At 43.1% G+C, this 23,168-nt stretch carries 19 protein-coding genes; 8 read left to right on the top strand and 11 right to left on the bottom strand.

Annotated features, from left to right (window positions below; genetic code table 11):
* The first annotated feature begins 279 nt into the window (after positions 1 to 279).
* Positions 280 to 1,137, top strand: a complete 858-nt coding sequence (locus MB380_RS07815; protein WP_253534331.1) for a dienelactone hydrolase family protein — start codon at positions 280 to 282, stop codon at positions 1,135 to 1,137.
* 9 nt (positions 1,138 to 1,146) lie between these two features.
* Here the strand turns inward: MB380_RS07815 and MB380_RS07820 are convergent, their stop codons facing one another.
* The 9 genes from MB380_RS07820 to iolB form a co-directional block, all read right to left on the bottom strand.
* Positions 1,147 to 2,190, bottom strand: coding sequence for a LacI family DNA-binding transcriptional regulator (locus MB380_RS07820; RefSeq protein ID WP_253534333.1), 1,044 nt, complete (start codon positions 2,188 to 2,190; stop codon positions 1,147 to 1,149).
* Positions 2,187 to 3,086, bottom strand: coding sequence for a myo-inosose-2 dehydratase (gene iolE, locus MB380_RS07825; protein WP_253534335.1), 900 nt, complete (start codon positions 3,084 to 3,086; stop codon positions 2,187 to 2,189). Before iolE ends, MB380_RS07820 begins: the two co-directional genes overlap by 4 nt.
* Positions 3,087 to 3,129: 43 nt before the next feature.
* Positions 3,130 to 5,001 carry a 3D-(3,5/4)-trihydroxycyclohexane-1,2-dione acylhydrolase (decyclizing) gene (gene iolD / locus MB380_RS07830; RefSeq protein WP_253534337.1) on the bottom strand — a complete coding sequence of 624 codons (1,872 nt, stop codon included), beginning with the start codon at positions 4,999 to 5,001 and terminating at the stop codon, positions 3,130 to 3,132.
* A 61-nt stretch (positions 5,002 to 5,062) separates the two neighbouring features.
* Positions 5,063 to 6,007, bottom strand: coding sequence for a class II fructose-bisphosphate aldolase (locus tag MB380_RS07835; protein ID WP_253534339.1), 945 nt, complete (start codon positions 6,005 to 6,007; stop codon positions 5,063 to 5,065).
* Between the two features lie 59 nt (positions 6,008 to 6,066).
* Positions 6,067 to 7,677 (bottom strand): sodium/sugar symporter, encoded by a 1,611-nt coding sequence (locus MB380_RS07840; RefSeq protein ID WP_253534340.1) that lies wholly within the window; start codon positions 7,675 to 7,677, stop codon positions 6,067 to 6,069.
* A gap of 53 nt (positions 7,678 to 7,730) precedes the next feature.
* Positions 7,731 to 8,759 carry an inositol 2-dehydrogenase gene (iolG, locus tag MB380_RS07845; RefSeq protein ID WP_253534342.1) on the bottom strand — a complete coding sequence of 343 codons (1,029 nt, stop codon included), beginning with the start codon at positions 8,757 to 8,759 and terminating at the stop codon, positions 7,731 to 7,733.
* 49 nt (positions 8,760 to 8,808) lie between these two features.
* Positions 8,809 to 10,275, bottom strand: coding sequence for a CoA-acylating methylmalonate-semialdehyde dehydrogenase (locus MB380_RS07850; protein WP_253534344.1), 1,467 nt, complete (start codon positions 10,273 to 10,275; stop codon positions 8,809 to 8,811).
* A 27-nt stretch (positions 10,276 to 10,302) separates the two neighbouring features.
* Entirely contained in the window at positions 10,303 to 11,322 is a 1,020-nt protein-coding gene (iolC, locus tag MB380_RS07855) for a 5-dehydro-2-deoxygluconokinase (RefSeq protein WP_253534345.1), read from the bottom strand.
* Positions 11,323 to 11,333: 11 nt separating this feature from the next.
* Positions 11,334 to 12,200 (bottom strand): 5-deoxy-glucuronate isomerase, encoded by an 867-nt coding sequence (iolB, locus tag MB380_RS07860; protein ID WP_253534346.1) that lies wholly within the window; start codon positions 12,198 to 12,200, stop codon positions 11,334 to 11,336.
* 504 nt (positions 12,201 to 12,704) lie between these two features.
* Here iolB and MB380_RS07865 point away from each other — a divergent pair.
* From MB380_RS07865 to MB380_RS07885, 5 genes are all read left to right on the top strand, one after another.
* The gene (locus MB380_RS07865) at positions 12,705 to 13,268 is read left to right on the top strand and encodes a YceI family protein (RefSeq protein ID WP_253534347.1); all 564 of its coding nucleotides are present in this window, start codon (positions 12,705 to 12,707) and stop codon (positions 13,266 to 13,268) included.
* 99 nt (positions 13,269 to 13,367) lie between these two features.
* Positions 13,368 to 13,898, top strand: coding sequence for a DinB family protein (locus MB380_RS07870; protein WP_253534348.1), 531 nt, complete (start codon positions 13,368 to 13,370; stop codon positions 13,896 to 13,898).
* Between the two features lie 148 nt (positions 13,899 to 14,046).
* Positions 14,047 to 15,333 (top strand): NAD(P)/FAD-dependent oxidoreductase, encoded by a 1,287-nt coding sequence (locus MB380_RS07875; protein ID WP_253534349.1) that lies wholly within the window; start codon positions 14,047 to 14,049, stop codon positions 15,331 to 15,333.
* 169 nt (positions 15,334 to 15,502) lie between these two features.
* Positions 15,503 to 17,839, top strand: a complete 2,337-nt coding sequence (locus MB380_RS07880) for a ChbG/HpnK family deacetylase (protein ID WP_253534350.1) — start codon at positions 15,503 to 15,505, stop codon at positions 17,837 to 17,839.
* Positions 17,840 to 17,977: 138 nt separating this feature from the next.
* Positions 17,978 to 19,627, top strand: coding sequence for an amidase (locus tag MB380_RS07885; protein ID WP_253534352.1), 1,650 nt, complete (start codon positions 17,978 to 17,980; stop codon positions 19,625 to 19,627).
* 1 nt (position 19,628) lies between these two features.
* On the opposite strand, the gene MB380_RS07890 is transcribed toward MB380_RS07885, so the two are convergent.
* The gene (locus MB380_RS07890; protein ID WP_253534354.1) at positions 19,629 to 20,978 is read right to left on the bottom strand and encodes a BatD family protein; all 1,350 of its coding nucleotides are present in this window, start codon (positions 20,976 to 20,978) and stop codon (positions 19,629 to 19,631) included.
* Between the two features lie 38 nt (positions 20,979 to 21,016).
* Here MB380_RS07890 and MB380_RS07895 point away from each other — a divergent pair, with 38 nt between their 5' ends.
* Complete coding sequence (locus MB380_RS07895) at positions 21,017 to 22,048, top strand: VPS10 domain-containing protein (RefSeq protein ID WP_253534356.1); 1,032 nt, start codon at positions 21,017 to 21,019, stop codon at positions 22,046 to 22,048.
* Positions 22,049 to 22,064: 16 nt separating this feature from the next.
* On the opposite strand, the gene MB380_RS07900 is transcribed toward MB380_RS07895, so the two are convergent.
* The gene (locus MB380_RS07900; RefSeq protein WP_253534358.1) at positions 22,065 to 22,418 is read right to left on the bottom strand and encodes a DUF6249 domain-containing protein; all 354 of its coding nucleotides are present in this window, start codon (positions 22,416 to 22,418) and stop codon (positions 22,065 to 22,067) included.
* Positions 22,419 to 22,556: 138 nt separating this feature from the next.
* On the opposite strand from MB380_RS07900, the gene MB380_RS07905 reads away from it, so the two are divergent.
* Positions 22,557 to 23,132, top strand: a complete 576-nt coding sequence (locus MB380_RS07905) for an RNA polymerase sigma factor (RefSeq protein WP_253534359.1) — start codon at positions 22,557 to 22,559, stop codon at positions 23,130 to 23,132.
* Positions 23,133 to 23,168: the final 36 nt, after the last annotated feature.

Consider the following 23,168-nt stretch of genomic DNA (forward strand, 5'->3'; position numbering starts at 1 on the left):
TTTAAGTATTTTTGCGTCTTTATAAGAAATCAGATGGCGTGGGCCAACTGAGTCTGATACTTTTTAATGAGATTTTCCGTGTCTTTTTCTTAAAAACAGGATAAAGATTTTTAATATAAAATTAGGTTAATAAAAAGGCTTGTTGCTTTGCGACAAGCTTCTTTTTTGTAATTTTGATTACAGTGCTATTGACTTTCTTCCACACGTACCGAATCCGATTGTGATTCAGTTTTTACTTCAGGTTGACTTTATTCAATTCAAAAATTAAACAAAACTTTTATGAATCAGGAGATTATTAATTTGTTTGATGAATACACCCACAAGCCCCTTAGCCGTGAGGTTTTTATGAAGCGCCTGGCAAAACTGACTGGCAGCACTGCCGCGGCTTTGGCCGTATTGCCATTGCTGGAGGTAAACTATGCACACGCTGCCACCGTGAGTGAAAATGAAGAAGATTTAATAATTGAAAATATTACCTACACCGGCGAGGATGCCACTATGAGGGGTTATATGGCAAAACCTAAAGCAACCAATAGTAAGCTAGGTGCCGTGGTGGTTATTCATGAAAACAGAGGGTTGAATCCGCACATAAAAGATGTGGCCCGGCGTGTAGCCAAAGCAGGTTACCTGGCAATGGCTATTGATGCTTTGTCGCCTTTTGGGGGTACTCCGCCCAACGAAGATGAGGCACGGGCATTGTTTGCAAAATTAGATAATCAGAAAAATATTAGTAATTTTTTGAAAGGGCTGGAGTACCTGCGTGCAAGACCTGAAAGCAACGGGAAAGTTGCTTGTGTAGGTTTTTGCTGGGGTGGCGGATTAGCCAATCAACTGGCTGTGCACGACCCAAAGCTGAATGCCGCGGTTGCCTATTACGGCAGGCAGGCTGATGCCGCCGATGTACCTAAAATTAAAGCCAGACTACAGTTGCATTATGGTGGATTGGATGAAAGAGTGAATGCCGGAATACCTGCCTACGAAACTGCTCTGAAAGCAGCGGGTACCCAATATGAGCTTTACGTATATGAAGGGGCGAATCATGCCTTTAATAATGATACCGCACCTACACGGTATAGCCCCGAAGCTGCGAAACTTGCCTGGGAACGAACGCTGAGATTATTTAAAGAGACCTTGTAATGAAATGCCTTACAGGGTTTTGAGCGAAGATTCGCGGATAAGTAATTCAGGGGGGAGTATGATTTTTTCAAATTTTGCTTCCCCATCTTTTTCTACGTTTTGTGTGTTCAGAAAAAGTTGGGCGGCTTCTCTGCCAATTTCGAAACTTGGCTGCGAAATAGTGGTGAGCGAAGGCGTAATATAGGCAGATGAAGGGTCGTTGTCAAAACCAACCACTGCGATATCACCGGGAATTTGTAACCCTACAGAGCGGATTACCGAGATGGCGCCAATAGCCGCACGGTCGTTTACGGCAAAGATGCCATCAGGCCGATTGGGGTTGTCTAATAGCGTTTTTGTTGGAAAAATGGCCCGGTCTGACAGAAAACCTGCCGTTTGTATCAGGTCTTCATCAATGGATATGTTATGGTTTTTTAAGGCGTCAAGATAACCGGCCAGTCTTTTCTCTGAAACCGAGGTGCCACTTGGGCCTTTCAGATGGGCAATTCTTTTACAACCCATTTTTATCAGGTGCTCAACTGCAATGTAGGCGCCTTTGTAATCGTCAATCACAACACGGCTCGACTTAAAACCCTCGTAGTCGCGGTCTATAAAAATCAGACTTTTGTTGGCATTTATGATTTTGTCGAAATGCCCGTAAAAGCCCAGGTTATAGGTCTCCTGGCTCACAGACAGAAAAATGGCATCTACCCGGCTTGCCAGCAACTGCTCAACATTCTGGGCTTCAATTTCATGGCTTTCCTGCGATATAAAAATACTGATGCTATACCCCAGCGGTTGTAATACAGACTGAAGCCCCTCAATAACTGAGGCTTCAAGGTTACTATATTTAAGCGAGGGGATAATAACACCTAAGGAGTAGGTCTTTTTGTTGAGAAGGCTTAGCGAAACCTGATTCCGCTGATAATTCATTTTTTTTGCGTATTCCTGAATGGTTTTACGCGTTTCAATATTGATGGCGTCGTGGTCATTCAGCGCCCTCGACACGGTCGAGGGCGAACATTTGAATTTTCTGGCAATATCTTTAATGGTAATTTGAGACTGTCCACTCATATACCGAGGTTCTTTTTTATGTAATTTCTTGCAATCAGGGCATACTCTAAAGGATTGGCCTTGGCAGGGTCTTGTTCAGCCTCTACTATTGCCCAGCCTTTATAGTTATTCTCTTGCAAGATAGAGAATATTGCCGGAAAATTAATACATCCTTCAATATCTCCCGGCACAGTGAACGCACCGTTTTTAACAGCCGTCAGAAAACTCCACTTTTCATCATGTACCTGCTGCAATACTTTTGGGCGGATGTCTTTCAGGTGCACATGGCCTACACGACCAATATACTTCTTCAGTGCTGTAACCGGGTCTTCACCTGCAAAGTAAAAGTGTCCGCAATCATAATTCAGATGCACGTAGTCAGGATTGGTATTTTCCAGAAATTTATCTGTTTCATCAATTGTCTGGATGATAGTACCCATGTGATGATGAAAAGATAGCTTAAAGCCTCTGTCTGATGCTATCTTGCCCAGCTCGTTCATATTTTCGCCGTATTTTTTCCAGTCGGCTGCCGAATGGAGCATGCCTTTACCTTCAAAAACAGGTACATTTTTACCCTGGCAGCTATTGCCTGTTTCTCCACCACCTACAATGGTGCAACCCATTGCTGCCAGAAAATCGAGCAGTTTATTGAACTCAACCACGTTTTCCTGTAACGATCTGGTGGTGAGTTCATAACTGAACCACTGGTTGGCAATCTGCAGATTACGCAGATTCAGCGCTTTTTTAAGCACTTCTGTATCGCGCGGGTATTTATTGCCGACTTCGCAGCCCTCAAAGCCTGCAAGGGCCATTTCGCTGATACACTGTTCAAATGTATTTTCTGCGCCCAACTCAGGCAAATCGTCGTTGGTCCAGTTAATGGGGGCTACTCCTAATTTTATGTTACTGTTACTCATTGCCTTTACAGATTATTACGTTGAGCTGCAACGTTTAATGGTTTTATAGATAAATTTTCTGGGTCTTTTTGTTGGTTTGGTAGGTCTCATACGCCTTTTGAACGCTTTCAGACTCCGACACCTCTGCAATCGGTACTTCCCACCAGGCGTTATAACCTTTCACGGTTCTGTAAAGGCTGGTTTCAATGTATATAACTGTTACCCTGTCTTGCGTTTTTGAATCTGCCAACGCTTTTTCTAAAGAGGCCTTATCGGTTGCTTTAATAACAACTGCACCCAGGCTTTCTGCATTCTTGGCTAAGTCAACCGGAAGAAAATCACCAGCCAACTGGCCAGAGTGCTCATCACGATAAACATATCTTGTACCGAAGCGCTCGCCACCAATACTTTCAGACAAGCCACCAATACTGGCAAACCCATTATTGTTTAATAATAAAATTGTGAAACGATACCCCTCCTGAATGGCAGTGATAATCTCGTGGTTATTCATCAGATAACCTCCATCGCCGCACAGTACATAAATCTCACGCGAGGTATCGGCCATCTTGGCACCCAAACCAGCGGCAATTTCATAGCCCATAGTTGAGTAACCGTATTCCAGGTGGAAGTTTTTAGGGTCTGTGGCACGCCATAGTTTATGTAAGTCGCCTGGAGCAGAGCCAGAGGCATTAATCATGATGTCGCGGTCTTCCATAAAACTATTCAGAGTGCCTATTACCACTGCCTGATCAATTGGCGGCACAGTACCGTTACCTTCGGCATAAATCTGGGTTACTTCTTCATCCCATGCCTTGTTCATTTGGGCTATGCGCTCTCTATATGTAGCCTCAACTTCGTAATCACCGAGTAAATCTGCCAGTTCTTCCAATGTTACTTTGGCATCGCCTACCAAAGGCAAGGCAGCATGCTTGAAAGCATCAAAATCAGAAATATTTATGTTGATGAAATGTACCTCAGGGTTCTGGAAAATAGATTTAGAAGCCGTGGTGAAGTCGCTGTAACGTGTACCTATACCAATTACAACATCGGCTTCATTGGCTATCTCAATGGCATATTTGGTGCCGGTTGCGCCTAAACCTCCTAATGCGTAAGGAGCATCGTAACGCACTGCCCCTTTGCCTGCAAAGGTTTCGCCTACGGGTATGCCTGTTTTGGTAGCAAACTGGTGCAAAACTGCATTGGCATCGCTGTAAGTAGCACCACCACCAGCCACTATCACTGGGGCTTTGGCATTTTTAATCAGCTCTGCCGCTTTTTGCAAGGCGGTTTTATCTGGTCTTGGGCGTGCAATGTGCCATATCCGCTTTTTGAACAGTTCTTCCTGATAATCGTAGGCGTGCGTCTGAATATCCTGCGGCATAGAAAGGGTAACCGTGCCCATTTCTGCCTGAGAGGTAAGCACACGCATTACTTCAGGTAATGAGTAAATCAATTGCTCTGGTCTGCTGATTCTGTCCCAGTATTTAGAAACCGGTTTAAAACAATCATTAACCGAAATATCCTGCGTGCTGGTGCTTTCTAATTGCTGTAAAACCGGATTTGGTTCGCGGGTTGCAAAGATATCGCCGGGTAATAAAAGCACCGGCAGACGATTGATGGTTGCTAAAGCTGCGCCCGTAAGCATATTGGTAGCGCCCGGCCCGATAGAACTGGTGCAAACCATAGCGCCCAGGCGGTTTTTGACTTTTGCATACGCCACAGCGGTATGCACCATCGATTGCTCGTTTCGACACTGATAATACCTGAAATCAGGATTTTGGTGCAAAGCCTGACCTAATCCGGCTACGTTTCCATGTCCGAAAATGCCGAAACAGCCGCCGAAGTAGGGTTGTTCAACGCCGTCTCTTTCTATGTATTGATTCTTTAAGAATTTTATAGTTGCCTGGGCAACGGTTAGTTTAATAGTATTTGCCATGTCTGTAATTAATTAGTGATTGAGTGAATTAGTGATTGAGTGATTATTTTTTATCGCACAATTATCTAATTCCAAAATCTACACCTTTGCCTGTGGTGCCAAAATCGTCAAATTTATTCAGCATGAATTTTACGTATTCTTCCATTAACACTTTACCCGGTGTTGTAGGAGCAAACTGGTCGGGGGTGTCTCTGAAAAACTCTCTTACTACCCTTGTCCATAGCAAACGGGTATCAGTAGCAATGTTAATTTTACAAACGCCCAACGTTATGGCTTTCTGAATTTCGGCCATTGATACACCCTGTGCATCATCTTTCAGGGCGCCACCAGCATTATTAATACGACGGATTTCATCAGGGTTAACAGAAGAACCACCGTGCAATACCAGCGGAAACTCCGGCAGGCGTCTTTGTATTTCTTCCAGAATATGAAATTGAATGCCTTGTTTGCCTTTAAACTTATAGGCGCCGTGGCTGGTGCCAACCGCAATGGCCAGGCAGTCGCAGTCGGTAGCATTTACAAACCTTTCTACATCGTAAGGGTTGGTGTACGAAGATTTACCGGCTTCAACAATAAGGTCATCTTCAATACCTGCCAATACACCCAACTCTGCTTCTACGCTAATGCCTTTGGCGTGGGCTCTTTCCACTACTGCCTTTGTTCGGGCTACGTTGGTATCAAAATCATCGTGCGAGGCATCTATCATTACAGAAGTGTAGCCTCCGCTGTCAATGGCGTCGTAAATATGGTCTTCCACGCCGTGGTCTACGTGCACGGCATACACTACTTTAGGGTATATTCTGGCTGCGGCCTCTATCATGGCCAGCAACATTTTGGGGTGCGCGTAGTCGCGGGCAAAAGGGGTGGTTTGCACAATAAAAGGCGCATTGGCTTTTTCGGCAGCTGCAAAGAGGCCGTGGACTTCTTCCATAAAAAACACGTTTACGGCCGGAATCCCGTATTTGCCATAGCTCTTCCTGAATATCTCTTTGGTTGTCAGAAGCATTGTAATAATATTTAATTATGGGGCGAACTTTCAGTTCGCCTATTGTAAATAAATCAATCTTACCAGAAAGCCGTGTATAAAGCTGTTAAAACACCGCAAATAATAACACTGTAAATGATAAAGCCAACTGTAAAGTCTGGTTTAGGAATACCTACGTCCATGCCTTTTGAGTTGTCTTTATTTTTAGACATCAGGCTAAGAATAACCATGATGGCTACGAGTATCAGAAATATGATTCCCATGCGGTCAAGGAACGGGATTTCTTCAAACCAGATTTTAGAAGCCAGCGATAAAGGGATAGTCAGCAAAGCAGCAACCAATGCAGCTGTACCGGTGGTGCGTTTCCAGAATAAACCTAAAAAGAAAATGGCAAAAACACCCGGAGTTATAAAGCTGGAATACTCCTGCACAAACTGATAGGCCTGGTCTAGTACCCTGAGTTGGGGCGCAATCAGCACGGCTATGCCCATGGCTACCCAAACTGCTATGCGGCCCACCCGAACCAGGTGTTTATCTGTGGCATCGGGCTTGATATAAATCTTATAAATATCTAAAGAGAAAATGGTTGAAATACTATTGGCTTTACCTGCCAGCGAAGCCACAATGGCAGCGGTAAGAGCCGCAAAGGCAATGCCTTTTAAGCCGGAAGGTAGCAGGTTCAACAATACAGGGTAGGCGTGGTCTGGTTTTACTACGCCTGCTGCATCGAGCATTTCTTTCTGAAAAACGCCGTTCTGGTACAGCACAAATGCGGCAATACCCGGTATTACTACAATTAACGGAATCAGTAATTTCAGAAAGGCGGCAAAGACAATACCCTGACGGGCCGTTTTTAGGTCGGCTCCTAAGGTACGCTGCACAATGTATTGGTTACAGCCCCAGTAATTGAGGTTGTTAATCCACATGGCACCTATAATTACAGTTAAACCCGGAAGATCTTTGTAATAAGGGCTTGATTTGGGCAGAATCATGTGAAAGTGCGAGTCTGCCTGAGTTTTTAAGGTACCAAACGCACTTAAAAGATTGGGTGTGTTGAAATGCTTGGCCACCATATCCATAGCCAGGTAAGTAGTAATTAAACCACCTAGCACCAGCACCACTACCTGAATAACATCTGTATACCCAATTACTTTCATGCCACCAATAGTAATAACAATGGCGAACACTGCCAGTGCAATGATTGACACATTAAAATTAACCCCTGCGGTTACTTCCAACGCCAAAGCACCCAGATAAAGAATTGAGGTAAGGTTTACAAAAACATACAGCAACAACCAGAAAATGGCCATGGTAGTGGCTACCAGTGGATTATATCTCTGGCGCAGAAACTGCGGCATTGTGAATATTTTGTTTTTAAGATACACGGGTAGAAAGAAAACAGCCACTACCAGCAGGGTAGCAGCCGACATCCATTCATAAGAGGAAATGGCGAGGCCAATGGCAAAGCCAGACCCCGACATACCTATAAAGTGTTCTGCAGAAATGTTTGACGCAATCAGCGATGCCCCAATGGCCCAGAACGTGAGCGACCCTTCAGCCAGGAAGTATCCGTTTGCGGTGTTGTTATCAGCGCTTTTTTTACGATACACCCAGTAGCCATAGCCACTTATCAGCACAAAGTAAAAAAAGAAAACCACGTAATCGAGCGTATGCAAGCCGGGAGATTCCATTCGAATAATAGTAAAGGTTTAGGGGTGAATCAGGTGATTGGTGTTCTTCAGAATTAAGCCGTAATGGCGCTTAGTATCTCTTCTATTTTTACGGGTCTGTCTTCCATATAAGATTGCTTGGCAGCCATGGCAATAGCGGTGGCCATCAGGCCATCATGTGCATTAACCGGCACGTTTTCGCCTGCCAAAACGCTAGAAACAAACACATTTATTTCATTTACATAGGCCTCGGCATATCTTTCAAGAAAGAAATTCAACGGCAACGATAAATGACCACCTTTGTCGTTGTAGTATTCGTGGGTATCTGGTGTGTTATTCTTGGTTTGTGTCATACCGCCCGAGCCGAAAACCTCAATACGCTGGTCGTATCCATAAACGGCTTTTCGGCTGTTATCAATAACACCTATTGCCCCATTGGCAAAGGTTAGTGTGGTAATGGCCGTGTCGATATCACCCTCTGCGCCAATGCGTGGGTCTACCAGCACCTTTGCTTTGGCGTAAACCTCGGTCACTTCGCTATTCATTACATAACGGGCCATGTCAAAATCATGAATGGCCATATCAAGAAAAAGTCCGCCCGAAGACTTTACATATTCAATTTGCGGCGGGTTAGGGTCACGGCTGGTTATTTTAAGAATGTGAGGGTCGCCCACCAAACCTTCGTGCACCATTTCTTTTACTTTCAGAAAATTGGCATCAAATCGTCTGTTGAAGCCCAGCATTAACTGAACGTTAGCCAACTCAACGGCCTCTTTTGCTACCAGAATCTGTTCAATGCTCAGGTCAAGCGGTTTTTCACAAAAAATATGCTTGCCGTGTTGTGCTGCCAGTATGGTGTAAGGCACATGGGTAGGGGTAGGTGTACAGATAACCACGGCCTCTACATCCGGATGGGTCAATACATACTCAGGGTTGGTAGATACATTCTCAACGCCATGTCTTCTGGCAAAATCTAACAGACTCTCGGTTATATCGGCAGCAGCAACTACTTCTGCGTTTTTTACCCGGGTGGCAATATTGGCTAAATGGATTTGCCCGATACGACCCAGACCTACGATGCCGATTTTTAAGGTATTCTTCATTCAGTTTTAATAGGTAAGTATATGAATAGTAAAGTTTTATAATATAAAATCAGAATTTACGTGTCCATTCTTTCAGCCATCGTTCAATTACTACCTTGGTTTGGGTAAAGAACTCAACCGAGTGCATACCTTGGCCGTGCAGGTCTCCGAAGAAACTGTCTTTCCAGCCTGAGAACGGAAACTGCGCCATTGGAGCCGCTACGCCAATATTGATACCAATGTTTCCGGCATCTGCATCATGTCTGAATTTTCTGGCACTGGCGCCACTACTGGTAAAGATACAGGCCGCATTGCCGTAGTTGCCGCTATTAATAAACCGGATAGCCTCGTCTACATCATTTATGTGCATTAATGACATAACAGGGCCAAAAATTTCGGTTTGTGCCACATGGCTGGTCAGCGGTATATCTTCAATAATGGTAGGCAAAATAAAGTTACCGTTTTCATAACCGGCCACTTTTGCATGGCTGCCGTCTACCAACAGGCGGCCACCATCCTGCACACTTTGCTGAATCAGCTGTTCAATACGGTTTTTGCTTTCAGGGGTTATAACTGGCCCCATCAGGCTTTTATCATCCAGTCCAAAACCGGTGGTGCGTGCTTTGGCGGCTTCAACCAGGCTTTCTGTAATATCTTTGTGGTCGCCGACAGTAATGATGGTCGACGCCGCCAGGCAGCGTTGGCCTGCACAACCATATACACTGTCGGTAATAATCTGAGTGGTCATTTCAATATCGGCATCAGGCAGTACCAGTACCGGGTTTTTTGCCCCGCCCTGTGCCTGCACTCTTTTGCCATACAAGGCCCCTTGCGAATACACGTAGCGCGCTACATTACTTGAGCCAACAAAGCTGATGGCTCTGATAACCGGATGCTGCAACAGGCCATCTACTACTTCTTTTGTGCCATTTACAAGGTTAACCACTCCGTTCGGCAAGTCCAGCTTTTCCATTAGTTCTACAACTTTGGTCATGGTAAGTGGTACTTTCTCAGAAGGTTTAATGATATAGGTATTACCGCAGGCAATGGCGTAAGGCAGAAACCAGAAAGGAATCATACCCGGAAAATTAAATGGTGCAATACAGGCACAAACCCCTACCGGCTGGCGAATCATGAATTCGTCTACCCCTCTGGCTATATCTTCCGAGAAACTGCCCTGCATCATAGTTGGTATGCCGCAGGCGTTTTCAACGTTTTCAATAGCACGCTGCATTTCTGCTTTGGCTTCGCCGAAAGTCTTGCCACTTTCTAATACTATAGTTCTTGAGATATCGTCAATGTTATCTTCAAGCAGGGTTTTCAGCTTGAACAAATATTGCACGCGACGATGCGCCGGAACGTTTCTCCATTCAGGAAAAGCCTTCGCTGCGGCTTCAGCAGCTTGTTGCACATCCTGCACCGAACCTTGCGGTACTAGCGCTATTACCTCCTGGCTGGCAGGGTTTACTACATTCAGTGTGGCATCTGAGCTGCTGTTTACCCACTGTCCGTTTATATAGTTCCTTAATTTTGTCATTATGTTTTAATAGAATTTTTCTGATTATTATAAACCTCCTTTGCTGTCGGCGAAAGCCATCGCTTCTTCAAGTGTTGCCATAAAGTTGGCGCACCCATGTTTGGTTACCATTATGGCCCCTGTGGCGTTGGCCATACGAACTGCTTTGTACAAACTCCAGCCTTGCAGGTAGCCGTACATAAATCCGGCTGCAAAAGAATCTCCTGCCCCCAGCACATTAATTACCTCAACAGGAAAACCCGGTACTTTCACTTCTTCTTTACCAGGTTCAAAAATAGAAGCGCCATCGGCTCCGCGTTTTACTATCAGGGTTTTTACCCCTTTGTTCAGAATCTCCTGAATGGCGTTGTCTATATTACCTCTGATTTCAGGCGCTGAAATCTGCTGATGTTTAATTTCTAATTGTTTTGGGTCGGTCATAAACGCAGCCAGTATCTCTTCTTCAGTGCCCAATACATAGTCCATGTAAGGCAGTGCGGCTCTGATGGTTACGCCAAAGGCGAGTGGGTCAAACCACTGGTCGGCTCTGAAGTCAATATCCAGTGCAGTTACGGCATTGTTCTTTTTTGCCTCTTCAATAGCATAAAACATGGCTGTGCGGCTGGGGTCTTTGCTAAAGGCGGTACCTGAAAACATTACCGAGCGATATTGTGAAATATCGGCCTGCCGTATATGCTCCAGATTAATGTTGATATCGGCACAATTTTCACGGTAATAAACCAGCGGGAATCTGTCCGGGGGTTCAATACCCAGAATAACTGCCGAACTTCGCGGGCCTGTTAAAGTTGGAATGACGGAGGTATCTATACCTTCTTTTTCCAGAAAATGAAGAATAAATTTACCAACCTGGTCATTACCAACGGCTGTCAGAAAACGGGTTTTCAGGCCGAGCCTCTGGCAACCTACCGCAATATTTAAAGGCGAGCCGCCAACAAATGCACCAAATGAAGTGATATCAACAAAAGGAGAACCAATATCGTTAGAATATAAATCAATTGACGAACGCCCGATTGTCAGAATATCATATTTTTTAATAGTATCTTGCATGTAGAGTTTGGTTAAACGTTCATGTCGGCGGTTACAAGTGGTAGCCTGGTATCCTGTGTTTTCCAGGTGCCGTAAATCCACTCGTGGTCAGGGTCGTTGGTAGCAGTCAGAACCTGGTCGCTTCCTGCCAGAAAATTAAGGTAATAGGCATGGTAGCCATGACACGCAGCCACCGGATGGTAACCCTTCGGAACCAGAACGGCTTCGTTGTTTTTTGCTCTTACAATTTCATCAAGGCTGCGGTCATAGGTATAAACCTGCTGAATAGCGTACGCCTGTGGCGACTGAAACTTGTAAAAATAAATTTCTTCCAGTTCGGCCTCTATTAATTTGCCGTCTGCATCAATAATCCTTTCGTCATGCTTGTGAGCAGGGAAAGAACTCCAGTTGCCTGAAGGGGTGTACACCTCAACACAAACAATTTTATCGCAGGCAAAACCGGGCTGGATAAGACTGTTTATCTGCCGATTGGCGTTATCGCCTCCGCGAAGCTCAATGGCTGCTTCATGCGGTTGTTTCAGGTAAGGCGGAAAATCTCTTTCACTTGCTACCCATGAATAAGCAATATCTAATGTTTCGCTGGTAGCAGTAAGTGTGAATTTAGTATGACGGGATAAGTAAAGCGTATGAGCAATACCACTGAAAACATCTTTGCGCCCGTTGGATATTTCCCAGTTGCCTTTGTCAGATTCAACCCTGAAATTACCGCCAAGCACAACTATGGCCATTTCATGTTCTGTGGTATCAAATTGCCAGGTTTCACCTTTCTGCATCAGGCGGGCACCAAAGTTGAGGTGTTTCCAGCCGGCTTCTTCTGCGGTAAAATTCTGATATACCGGGTTTTGTTGCGGTTTAACTAAAAGGTTGCTGATTTTCATACTCCACACTACAGCTAAGAAAATTTATAAGATTATATTTATAAGAACTTGTATAGACAAGTGGCACTAAATTTAATGTATCTGCCTTGTATAGACAAGCGACTGCACCAGAATAATTGTTGCCATTACAAATGCCCGATGCAATAGTATTATATAAAGACTTAATATAAAAATATTTATTTTTGCAAACGTTTCAAATTGTCATGCAAACGTTTTAAATTGTTAAAAATAAAAGCTCCTCTATTGTTGGTATGTGTCAGATTTCTGGTGGCAGGCTTTTAAACATATCTTTAAAGCCATAATCTTCGTATTATTGAAAAATGCCGAGAAAATTTTGGTTTATGTCTACTCATTTTTTTCTGTCACAGATTGCATTACATATTTGTCTGGCCAAGGGCTTGTTTATTGTTATGTTAATTCAGTAAAAATCCCTTGCAGATAAAATAAATGTATATACATTTGTTATAATCAATTCACTATTATTAATTTAATCATTTAAGACTAATGAAAAAAGCAGTTGTTTTGGTACTATGCCTATTTGTTTCAATAGGTTCATTTGCACAAAAGTGGGTAGCAGACAAAGCCCACGCAAAAGTGAACTTTACTGTAACACACTTAATGTTGTCTGAAGTGGATGGCACTTTCAGAAATTTTGATGCCAGCATTACCTCTTCTAAAGAGGATTTTTCTGATGCAGTATTTGAATTGACAATTGACGCCAAAAGCGTTAATACTAATCAGGATAACAGAGATGCACACTTGCAAAAAGCTGATATGTTTGATACTGAAAAGTACCCGACCATTACCTTTAAAAGCACATCTATTAAAAGTGTAGGGGCTAAAAAATACCAATTGGGTGGTAACCTTACTATGAAAGGTGTAACCAAGCCTGTTACTATTGACCTGACTTTAATTGGAACAACCACTAACCGTCAGGGTAAAAAAGTAGTAGGTTTCAAAGCCGCAGGTACCATCAACCGTACTGACTTTGGTGTGGGCGCTATGCCGTCAGCAGTGGTGAGCGAAGAAGTTGAACTAAGAGCCAGTGGCGAATTTGTAGCTAACTGATACCTATAAATTTTAAAAGAGACTTTCTGAATACCGGAAAGTCTCTTTTTTATTACATTTACTTTTAGAATTATAAATCTATTACAAACATCTATAACAATGAAAAAAACATCTTTACTAGTATCTCTACTGGCAATGCTTGTCTTTAGTTTCAGTAGTGCCTTTGCACTTGATAAAGACCAGATGCTGAAAGAATGGGAGCGGGCCAAAGCCTATACCAAAGTATATCTGGAAACCATGCCGGAAGACGGATACGACTTTAAGGCTTCTCCGGATATCCGTTCTTTTGCACAGCAATTGTTGCACCTGGCCGACGCCAACTATAGTTTTGGCTCTTTGGCCAGTGGCGTAAAAAGCCCGGTAGAAAGAGGCGCCTGCGAAAAAGCAGAAGATAAATCGAAAGCGGCTACTACCAAAATGGTTTTAGACAGCTACGACTTTGTTATCAATGCCCTTAAAGGTATGACAGACGCACAGCTGAAAGAAATGGTAACCTTTGGCAACAGAGGTGAAATGAGCAAAGAACTGGTATTTGCCAAGGCGTTTGAGCACCAGACTCATCATCGCGGACAAACCACCATTTACATCCGTCTGAAAGGTATAAAACCACCAAATGAAATGTTGTTTTAACGATTAGCGAACCCGTTCAGAAACTAGCCTGAACGGGTTTTGTTTTTTTTAAGATGCCCGAATAATTCTAAATATTGCTGAACAAAAACGGCTTTCCGGGCGTTCTGTTATTAGAAAAATACAAAACGGCTTCGGCTATTGATATACTATGGAACCTAATATTCCGGATACTTCTCAGAAACGCATCGTAATTGTAGGCGCTGGTTTTGGAGGCCTGGCATTGGCACAGAAACTCGAAAAAAACGATGTTCAAATCGTATTAATTGACAAAAATAATTACCACCAGTTTCAACCACTCTTTTACCAGGTGGCTATGGCAGGGTTAGAGCCCAGCTCTATATCTTTTCCGCTCCGGAAAATATTCCAGAAGAAAAAAAACATTCATATCCGTATTACAAGCGTAACAAGAGTAGTGCCGTCAGAACAGAAAATAGAAACAGAACTGGGCGATGTGCATTACGATTACCTGGTTTTGGCAATGGGTGCAGGTACCAATTTTTTTGGTATGCAAAACATGATAAACAATGCCATACCCATGAAATCGGTGTCGGAGGCAATCTACTTAAGAAACCGGGTATTGCAGAATTTTGAAGATGCCTTAACCGCCGAAGACGCCGAAACCCGTGAAGGCCTGATGAACATGGTGGTGGTAGGTGGCGGCCCGACAGGTGTGGAGGTATCCGGGACATTGGCAGAAATGAAAAAAATGATTTTGCCAAAAGATTATCCCGAGCTTGATTTCAACATGATGAAAATCTATCTGTTTGAGTCTTCGCCTCATGTATTAGAAGTGATGTCTGACGAGGCCTCGGTTAAAGGAAAAGAATATCTTGAGCGGTTAGGTGTAATTGTAAGGGCTGGTGAAAGAATTGTAGATTTTGACGGGCAATTTGCTTACACGAGTAACAATGAGAAAATCAGAACCCATAATGTGGTTTGGGCTGCGGGTGTAAAAGGCAATACTATTGAAGGTTTTGCTCCGGAAGTGTATGGAAGAGGCGGGAGAATGAAAGTTAATCAGTTTAACCAGGTAGACGGCTATCAGAATATTTTTGCGGTGGGCGATATTGCTTTAATGAGCGGAGATGAGAAATTTCCGAACGGGCACCCACAGGTAGCGCAACCGGCTATTCAACAAGGTAAACTACTGGCAAAGAATATCCTTAACCTGATGAAAGGCGAAGATTTGAAACCATTCAGTTATAAAGACCTGGGTTCAATGGCAACAGTGGGCAGAAACCTGGCGGTGGTAGATTTACCTTTCTGGAAGTTCCAGGGGGCATTTGCCTGGTACGTCTGGATGTTTGTGCATCTGATGTCTATTCTCGGCGTTAAGAACAAAGTGATGGTATTTATTAATTGGGTTTGGAGCTATATTACTTACGATCAGTCGCTGCGATTAATCATCAGGCCTAAAACCAAAGTCAGTAATTAGCGAATCATCAGATATCACAAGGGAGAATGAGAATTCTCTCTTTTTTTATTATAAATTTGCTTTAATCGAAAGGCGCAAGGATGTTAAGGTTTAAGGCATTATGAAAATAAACAGATATTCCATAACTTTCAAACTCATATTCAACTATATAACCTGTCTAAAACTACCTATGATGAAAAAGACGTTTCTACTGCTTTTTCTGAGCGTGTATGTATTCGCTCAGAAAAATACTTCTTTGCCCAGAAGCACCCCTGAAGCTGAAGGGGTTTCAAGCGAGGGCATTATTCAGTTTCTGGAAGCCGCCGGAAAAAGCAAACTTGAGTTTCACAGCTATATGATTCTACGTCATGGGAAAGTGGTGGCTGAGGGCTGGTGGAATCCGTACAGAGCAGACTTAAAACATACTATGTATTCGTGCAGCAAAAGTTTTACAGCCACCGCTGTAGGTTTTGCAGTTGCCGAGAAACGGTTAACGGTTGACGATAAAGTGATTTCCTTCTTCCCGGATGATTTGCCAAAAACAATAAGCGCTAATCTGGCTGAGCTACGCGTAAAAGACCTGCTAAGCATGAGTGCCGGACAAGCCCCAGACCCCACCGGCCCTGTTGCAATTAGCGACAATTGGGTAAAAACTTTTCTCAGTACTCCTATTGTTAATAAGCCCGGTACTAAGTTTCTGTACAACTCTGTAGCAACTTACATGCTCTCAGCTATTGTACAGAAAGTGACAGGGGATAAAATAGTAGATTACCTGAAACCCAGGTTGTTTGACCCACTTGGTATTGAGGGCATAGACTGGGAGGTTGACCCGCACGGAATTAATACCGGTGGTTGGGGATTAAGATTAAAAACTGAAGACATGGCCAAATTCGGCCAGATGTTTCTGCAAAAAGGCAAATGGAAAGGCAAACAAATTTTACCCGCAGCCTGGGTAGAGGAAGCCTCAACCATGAAAATAATGCAAGACCCTGATGCCCCTCAGGCCAAAAAAGATTCAAGCGACTGGCTGCAGGGCTATTGCTATCAGATGTGGCGTTGCCGTAATAATGCGTATCGTGGAGACGGCGCTAATGGTCAGTTTATAATAGTTATGCCTGATCAGGATGCAGTAGTTTTACTAACAGCAGAAGCACCCGATATGCAGTCAGAAATCAACCTGGTCTGGAAATACATTCTTCCGGCATTCAAGCCTGAAAAATTGCCTGCCAATGCCAAAGCGCTTGCAGTGTTAAAAGAAAAATCGAAACAACTGGCATTGCCTATTCCTCAAAAGAATGCAGGTTCAGCTTTAGAATCTAAGATTTCAGGCAGAACTTTTGGCGTAATAGCCAAAGACAAATCACTTGCCAGTGTCGGGTTTGAGTTTAAGAACAATATTTGTTATCTGAGTTTAGAAACTGACTCAGTAACGCACCGGATTCCGTTTGGTGCAGGCAAATGGGAGTATAGCGAAACCACCAAATTTGGGCCCTATCTGGTTGCAAGGGCTAAAGCCAATCGTTCTTATATACCTACTTTTAAAGTGGCAGGCAGCTATACCTGGAATGGCGATGATAACCTGGAATTAACCCTGAGATACATTGAAAGCCCTCATACAGAAACCCTGAAATTTGCCTTTAATGGCGACAATGTGGGTATTGAAATAGCCAGTATTTTCTCTAAGATTAATAAAAAAGGTGTTTTGAGAAACACAATAAGCAATGCACCAAAACTGATTGTGCGAGGTGACGACATGGGCTATTCTCACTCTGGCAATGAGGCATTGATTAAGTGCTATAAAGAAGGAATCGAAACATCTATAGAAGTAATCGCGCCATCGCCCTGGTTCCCGGAGGCGGTAAAATTATTAGACCAAAATAAGAGTATTGACGCAGGTCTGCATTTTGCCATTACCAGCGAATGGGACAATGTAAAGTGGAGACCATTGACGGATGCTCCGAGCTTAAGAGATAAAGACGGCTATTTTTATCCGATGTTATTCCATAATAACAATTACCTGCAACAGGCAGTGATGGACAATGCCTGGAAACTTGCTGATATTGAGAAAGAGCTTCGCGCGCAGATACAGTTAGCGCTGAAATATATTCCCCGGTTAAGCCATATATCAGGCCACATGGGTAGTGTGGCGTTTACGCCTGAGGTAAAAGAAATGGCCAAAAGAGTGGCTAAAGAATATAATCTGGCTTTGGTAGATGCCGATAGTCAGAAAGATTTTGGTATCAGCTACACCGGTTTTGATTTCAGAAATAAAACTACTGCCGAACGAATAGATGCATTTATCAGCATGCTTGATAAATTGGAAGAAGGCAAAACCTATGTGTACGTAGAGCATCCTGGTCTGGATAATGATGAACTGAAAGCCATTCACCACATTGGTTATGAAGATGTTGCACAGGGCCGGCAGGATGTAACCCATATTTTTACCAGCGACAAAGTTAAAGAAGCCATTGAACGCAAAGGCATTAAACTGGTAAGCTACAAAGAGGTTATTCAGCCAAAGAAATAACCATACAGGTTGCAACAATAGCCAATGCTGTTTTCAGTGTTGGCTTTTGTTTTTGATTTATTAGTGCTCTTACATTCGTTTTTTCTGAAATTCAATTAAATTGGTATTCAAATCAATCAACAATACTATTTTGTGCCAATGAAAAAACTTCTACTACCAGCGGCCTGTCTGGCGTCGCTTATGCTTGGTGCTTTTATAACAAAACTGACCGATAACCGCCCCATTACGGTTGCGGCAATTAACGAAGCAGAGAAAATTCTGGGCATTGACTTTACTGAAGCAGAGGCTGACTCCATGATTAGTGATTTGAATGATAACCGAAAAGATTTTGAGAGCATCAGAAAAATTTCGTTAAACAACAGTGTAGCGCCAGCTTTATACTTTAATCCTCTGCCGGTGGGTTTTAAATTTGAGAAGAAATATGAACCGTTCAGGGTCTCACAAATTGGCAACGTCAGCTTACCCGCCAATAGAGAAGAACTGGCTTATTATTCGGTAAGAGCATTGGCAGAGTTAATCAGAACAAAGAAAATCTCTTCTGTTGATCTGACAAAGTTCTTTCTTGACAGGCTCAAAAAATATGATGCCCGACTGCATTGTGCCATAACCATAACCGAGGCGTTGGCCTTGAAGCAGGCCCTACAAGCCGATGCAGAGATAAAAGCTGGTAAATACCGTGGCTTGCTGCATGGCATACCCTATGGCGCCAAAGATTTATTGGCTGTAAAAGGTTATAAAACAACCTGGGGTTCTGTACCATATAAAGAACAGGTTATTGACCAGGATGCTGAGGTTATTAGGAGATTAGAAAAGGCAGGAGCCATTCTTTGTGCTAAACTTACTTTGGGAGAACTAGCCATGGGTGATGTATGGTTTGGTGGTAAAACCCTTAATCCGTGGGATTTGAACCGGGGTTCAAGCGGCTCCTCTGCGGGGTCGGCATCTTCAGTGTCAGCCGGATTATTGCCATTTGCCATCGGTAGTGAAACCCTGGGCTCAATTGTATCGCCTTCTACCGAATGCGGAACAACCGGGCTACGACCCACATTCGGAAGAGTACCACGCACTGGTGCCATGGCTTTAAGTTGGAGCATGGATAAACTTGGACCCATTTGCAGAACTGTGGAAGATTGTGCCATTGTGTTCAATGCCATACAGGGGCCTGATGGGCAAGACTTTACCTGTATGCCGGCACCGTTTAATTATGATGGCGCCAAAGGCTTAAAAGGAATAAGGATAGCCTACCTGAAAAACGACTTTGAGCGAAAATATCCAACCCGAACAATGGATTCGCTTACATTAATAACTCTGAAAAAACTAGGTGCAGAGCTGATACCGATGGAGCTGCCTAACCTTCCATCTAACGATATCAGTTTTTTATTGGGTGTTGAAGCCGCCGCCGCCTTTGATGAACTCACCCTTTCAGGCAGAGACGATTTGATGGTAAGGCAGAACAAAAATGCCTGGCCCAATGCTTTTCGCTCTGCTCGTTTTATACCGGCAGTAGAATACTTACAGGCCAACAGACACAGAACATTGCTTATTCAGGAAATGGAAAATAAACTTAAAGGTATTGATGTATATCTCTCTCCATCTTTTGGCAGAAACCTGACGTTAACCAACCTGACCGGCCACCCTTGTGTGGTATTACCTAACGGTTTCAGAGCTGAGGGCAGGCCAACCAGTATTACATTTATGGGCAAATTATTTGGTGAGGCCAAATTACTTCAAGTAGCAAAGGCTTATCAGGATGCCACCGGTTTCCACAAGAAGCACCCGAACTTATAGCCTATTTTCCTGAGCGTTTCCAACTGAACAGGTACAGGCAACCCATTATCATACAGATTATCAGGAAGTTTGAAATGTTCTTGAAAACTTCCTGATAATTGGTTTGCATCAAAGAGGTATCGAGCCTGTCAATGCCAGCAAATATATCTTCCGATTCGCCCGATTCCTTGTCATGAATGGCTTTCCCCAATACCTTTATTTTTATTTTAGACTTAAGGGTGTCATAAGCCTTGTTTTTGGTATTGAAATATATCCAGTAAAAATATTTATCCAGTGCCTGCTGGCCCGAATCTTTAGGTACTACGCGGTACCTGAATTCTTTTTCCTGCAAGGTAAAGTCGCGGTTATGCTCTTCCTTAACATCAGGCGGGTAGAAATCAAAGAAACTATCATTAGCAGGAGACGCAACATTAATAGTCGAGAAATTGCCTCTGCCAACAATCTTAAAACTATAATTGAAGCTTTTGCCAGTGTTTATCTTTCGGGTTTCAATTTCTTCAACCAAATCAAAATTACCTGCTACTACTTTATCTTTCAGTGGGTGGTCGGGCAGGGCAATTACTTTTACAGTAAATGGTTTACTTATAAAGCCTATGCTTTCTTTGTCTTCACTTTTTCTTTTTTGCTGATCCATTTTTAATTCCACCGATGGAATTACCACCGGCTGTGAATTAAGCGGAAAATAAATGGCCTCAAAAAATTTATAAACCAGAAATTTCTTATCGTCAATTGTTCTGTGTTCTTCAACAATATTGGTAATATTGATTCTTTCTTCCAGGCAGTAGGCCGATTTAATTTTCTTGGCAATGGCATCTACCTGTGCATTCAGATTATCAGGGAAACTTATCTGCATGGTATTGGTTTCGGCAATATAAAACGCCAGCGATACCCTGAAACCCTCACTTACATAAACATTGCTTTTATCGATAGTCAAGGCCAGAAAGGCATTGTCTTTTAAGCTTTCAAAACTGATAACCTCTTTATTTTCTTCCTCATCTTCATCCGGCGCCGCTACTGTAATCATCACAGGTTCAGACTCATAAATTTTGCCATTAATAGTCAGTTCAAAGGAAGATACCCGGTAAGAACCCTCTTTAATGGGCGTATAATTTTGCGTAATGGTATGCTGCTGTCCTTTGGCGTGGGTTATTTTTCTGTCAGTTTTGGTAAAACCCGGTATATCCGGAAAATTGCTTACCACAGATTTGTCGCTTCCTTTAATGATCACATTCACAACCAGGGGTTCGTCAATCATCAGATTCTTCTTCCCGAATTCTATCTTAACATCGTCTTGCGCTGAAGCGAAAAAGCTGATGGAAAAAAAGAAAAGAGTTGAAAGAAATATGTACATTCGTTGCTTCATTTTACAAAAATATACCTCTATTCTGAATGATTGATATGATTAACTCTATTTTTAAGAAAAAACGTTTTTGCCTTTTAATAATTCTATCGGTCAGCACTGCTCAGGCACAATGGGTTAAGCAGAACGCCGGTACAGATGCGTCGTTCCGTTCTATATCTGCTGCAAGCAGCAAAGTTGTTTGGGCTGGTGGCACCAAAGGCACCATACTGAAAACAATTAACGGTGGGGCAGCCTGGCAGGTAATAAAAGTAGCAGGTGCCGAAACCCTCGATTTCAGAGATATACACGGCGTGAATGAAAAAACGGCCTTTGCCATGAGCGCCGGTGAAGCAGATAAAGGCGCAGCAAAAATATTTAAAACCACCGACGGCGGTGCAAACTGGCGCGTTGTTTTTCAGACTACCGAAAAGGGAGCCTTTTTTGATTCTTTTGATTTCTGGAATGATAAAGAGGGAATACTGATTGGTGACCCCGTAGATGATAAACCCTACATATTGCGAACGCTGGATGGCGAAAAATGGGATCGGGTATCGCCTGAAAAACTGCCTGCTATTAAGCCCAAAGAAGCTTCTTTTGCAGCCAGTGGCACTTGTGTAAACACCAGAAACAAAAAACTGGCCTGGATAAACACCCAAAGCAGAGTTTTTTACACTACCGATAAAGGCGAAACCTGGCAGGTGGCTGAAACCCCTTTTAAACAAGGTGAAACCTCAGGTATATTCGGCTTACATTTTTATACCGATAAAGATGGCATTGCTACCGGTGGAGATTACAAAGACGACAAGAAAGCCACAGATAATGTAGCTATTACTCATGATGGCGGAAAAACCTGGACACTGCTTACTCAGGCGAAACCAGATGGACTAAAGGAGTCGGCATGGATGCTGCCAGACAACAGCCTGATAGTGGTGGGTACATCAGGCACAGGGGTATCAGCCGATAACGGAAAAACATGGAAAGCCATCGATACCGAGTCTTTCCACGCTGTTTCGTGTTATAAAAATAGCTGTTGGGCCATTGGTGGCAAAGGTAATTTAGCTAAGTGGACAGGCCGTTAAGGCCCGTCTATATTAACTATTCTTTGTTATTGCGGTCTAGCTGCAATTGTATATAGTAAGATACAAGCAGCCCCAAGCCACCAAAGACTAGAATCAGAGCCGGGTAAAGTGCTTCGGCGTCTTCTTTAACACTATCTATCATATTAGCTATAAAAATACCTAAACCTACACCCATAAACAAACAGCCCCAACGTAAAGCAGAGGCAGGGTTAACTTTGGTGCCTTGCTTTTGGGGTGGTGTAAGGCCTTTTTCAATCATAGCCATTTTTTCGTCGTTGTCAAATTTTCTTAATACAACCAGCAGTCCAACGAGTCCAAGAATGGCTGTTACCGGAATTGCAATGGCAACTAATGCTTTGGCGGAATCCATAATAATGTATGTTTTAAAAGTTAAATAATAATTTGGCAATAGGATGCAGGCAATTTAAGTGAGGTTACAGGCTGATATGAAAATAAAATATTTCAGAACAAGTGTAACGTTTAGCAAAATGGCGCATCAAATGTGCTAGTGAACAACGAACATAAAGATATTACCCTACTGAAGCGTATGCAGGCAGGTGATAGGTTAGCTTATAAAGAGTTAATCAATCGCCATAAAGACTATGCATTTACCGTAGCGTACCGGATTCTGAACAGCAGGGAAGACGCCGAAGAGGTTGCTCAGGATGCCTTTCTGCAGGTATATAAACATATCAATGACTTTAACTATGAATCTAAGTTTACTACCTGGTTTTATAGAATAGTGTTTAATGCTGCTCTAATGCAGAAACGGAAAAACCGTGTCTTTACCGAAGACATTGAGACGTCAACCCAGGCTATGATGGTAAGAGCTCAGGCTGATACCACCGAACATATCAGAAGCCAGGAGCGGAGCAAGGCTATTCACAAGGCCTTGCAGAATCTGTCGTCAGATGATGCCTTACTTATAACTTTGTTTTATCTGAAAGAACAAACTCTTGAAGAAATTGCAGAAATTTTAACAATAAGTGCCGAAACCGCCAAGGTAAAGTTGTTCAGAGCCAGAAAGCGGCTGGCCGATGAAATAAAGAAAAAACTAAAAGAAGAGGTGCGAAGCCTTTTGTAAAAGAATAAATACAAAGCAACTATAAAACGCTTATTT

The sequence above is a fragment of the Emticicia sp. 21SJ11W-3 genome (genome assembly GCF_024138715.1).
GTDB lineage: Bacteria > Bacteroidota > Bacteroidia > Cytophagales > Spirosomataceae > Emticicia > Emticicia fluvialis.

Coding starts and splice junctions, on each gene's coding strand:
- MB380_RS07870 (WP_253534348.1), top strand. CDS start 13,368: ATGAAAAAAACATCTTTACTAGTATCTCTACTGGCAATGCTTGTCTTT.
- MB380_RS07850 (WP_253534344.1), bottom strand. CDS start 10,275: ATGACAAAATTAAGGAACTATATAAACGGACAGTGGGTAAACAGCAGC.
- MB380_RS07885 (WP_253534352.1), top strand. CDS start 17,978: ATGAAAAAACTTCTACTACCAGCGGCCTGTCTGGCGTCGCTTATGCTT.
- MB380_RS07895 (WP_253534356.1), top strand. CDS start 21,017: ATGATTGATATGATTAACTCTATTTTTAAGAAAAAACGTTTTTGCCTT.
- MB380_RS07900 (WP_253534358.1), bottom strand. CDS start 22,418: ATGGATTCCGCCAAAGCATTAGTTGCCATTGCAATTCCGGTAACAGCC.
- MB380_RS07875 (WP_253534349.1), top strand. CDS start 14,047: ATGGAACCTAATATTCCGGATACTTCTCAGAAACGCATCGTAATTGTA.
- iolE (WP_253534335.1), bottom strand. CDS start 3,086: ATGAGTAACAGTAACATAAAATTAGGAGTAGCCCCCATTAACTGGACC.
- MB380_RS07835 (WP_253534339.1), bottom strand. CDS start 6,007: ATGCTTCTGACAACCAAAGAGATATTCAGGAAGAGCTATGGCAAATAC.
- iolB (WP_253534346.1), bottom strand. CDS start 12,200: ATGAAAATCAGCAACCTTTTAGTTAAACCGCAACAAAACCCGGTATAT.
- iolD (WP_253534337.1), bottom strand. CDS start 5,001: ATGGCAAATACTATTAAACTAACCGTTGCCCAGGCAACTATAAAATTC.
- MB380_RS07880 (WP_253534350.1), top strand. CDS start 15,503: ATGATGAAAAAGACGTTTCTACTGCTTTTTCTGAGCGTGTATGTATTC.
- iolG (WP_253534342.1), bottom strand. CDS start 8,759: ATGAAGAATACCTTAAAAATCGGCATCGTAGGTCTGGGTCGTATCGGG.
- MB380_RS07890 (WP_253534354.1), bottom strand. CDS start 20,978: ATGTACATATTTCTTTCAACTCTTTTCTTTTTTTCCATCAGCTTTTTC.
- iolC (WP_253534345.1), bottom strand. CDS start 11,322: ATGCAAGATACTATTAAAAAATATGATATTCTGACAATCGGGCGTTCG.
- MB380_RS07820 (WP_253534333.1), bottom strand. CDS start 2,190: ATGAGTGGACAGTCTCAAATTACCATTAAAGATATTGCCAGAAAATTC.
- MB380_RS07815 (WP_253534331.1), top strand. CDS start 280: ATGAATCAGGAGATTATTAATTTGTTTGATGAATACACCCACAAGCCC.
- MB380_RS07865 (WP_253534347.1), top strand. CDS start 12,705: ATGAAAAAAGCAGTTGTTTTGGTACTATGCCTATTTGTTTCAATAGGT.
- MB380_RS07840 (WP_253534340.1), bottom strand. CDS start 7,677: ATGGAATCTCCCGGCTTGCATACGCTCGATTACGTGGTTTTCTTTTTT.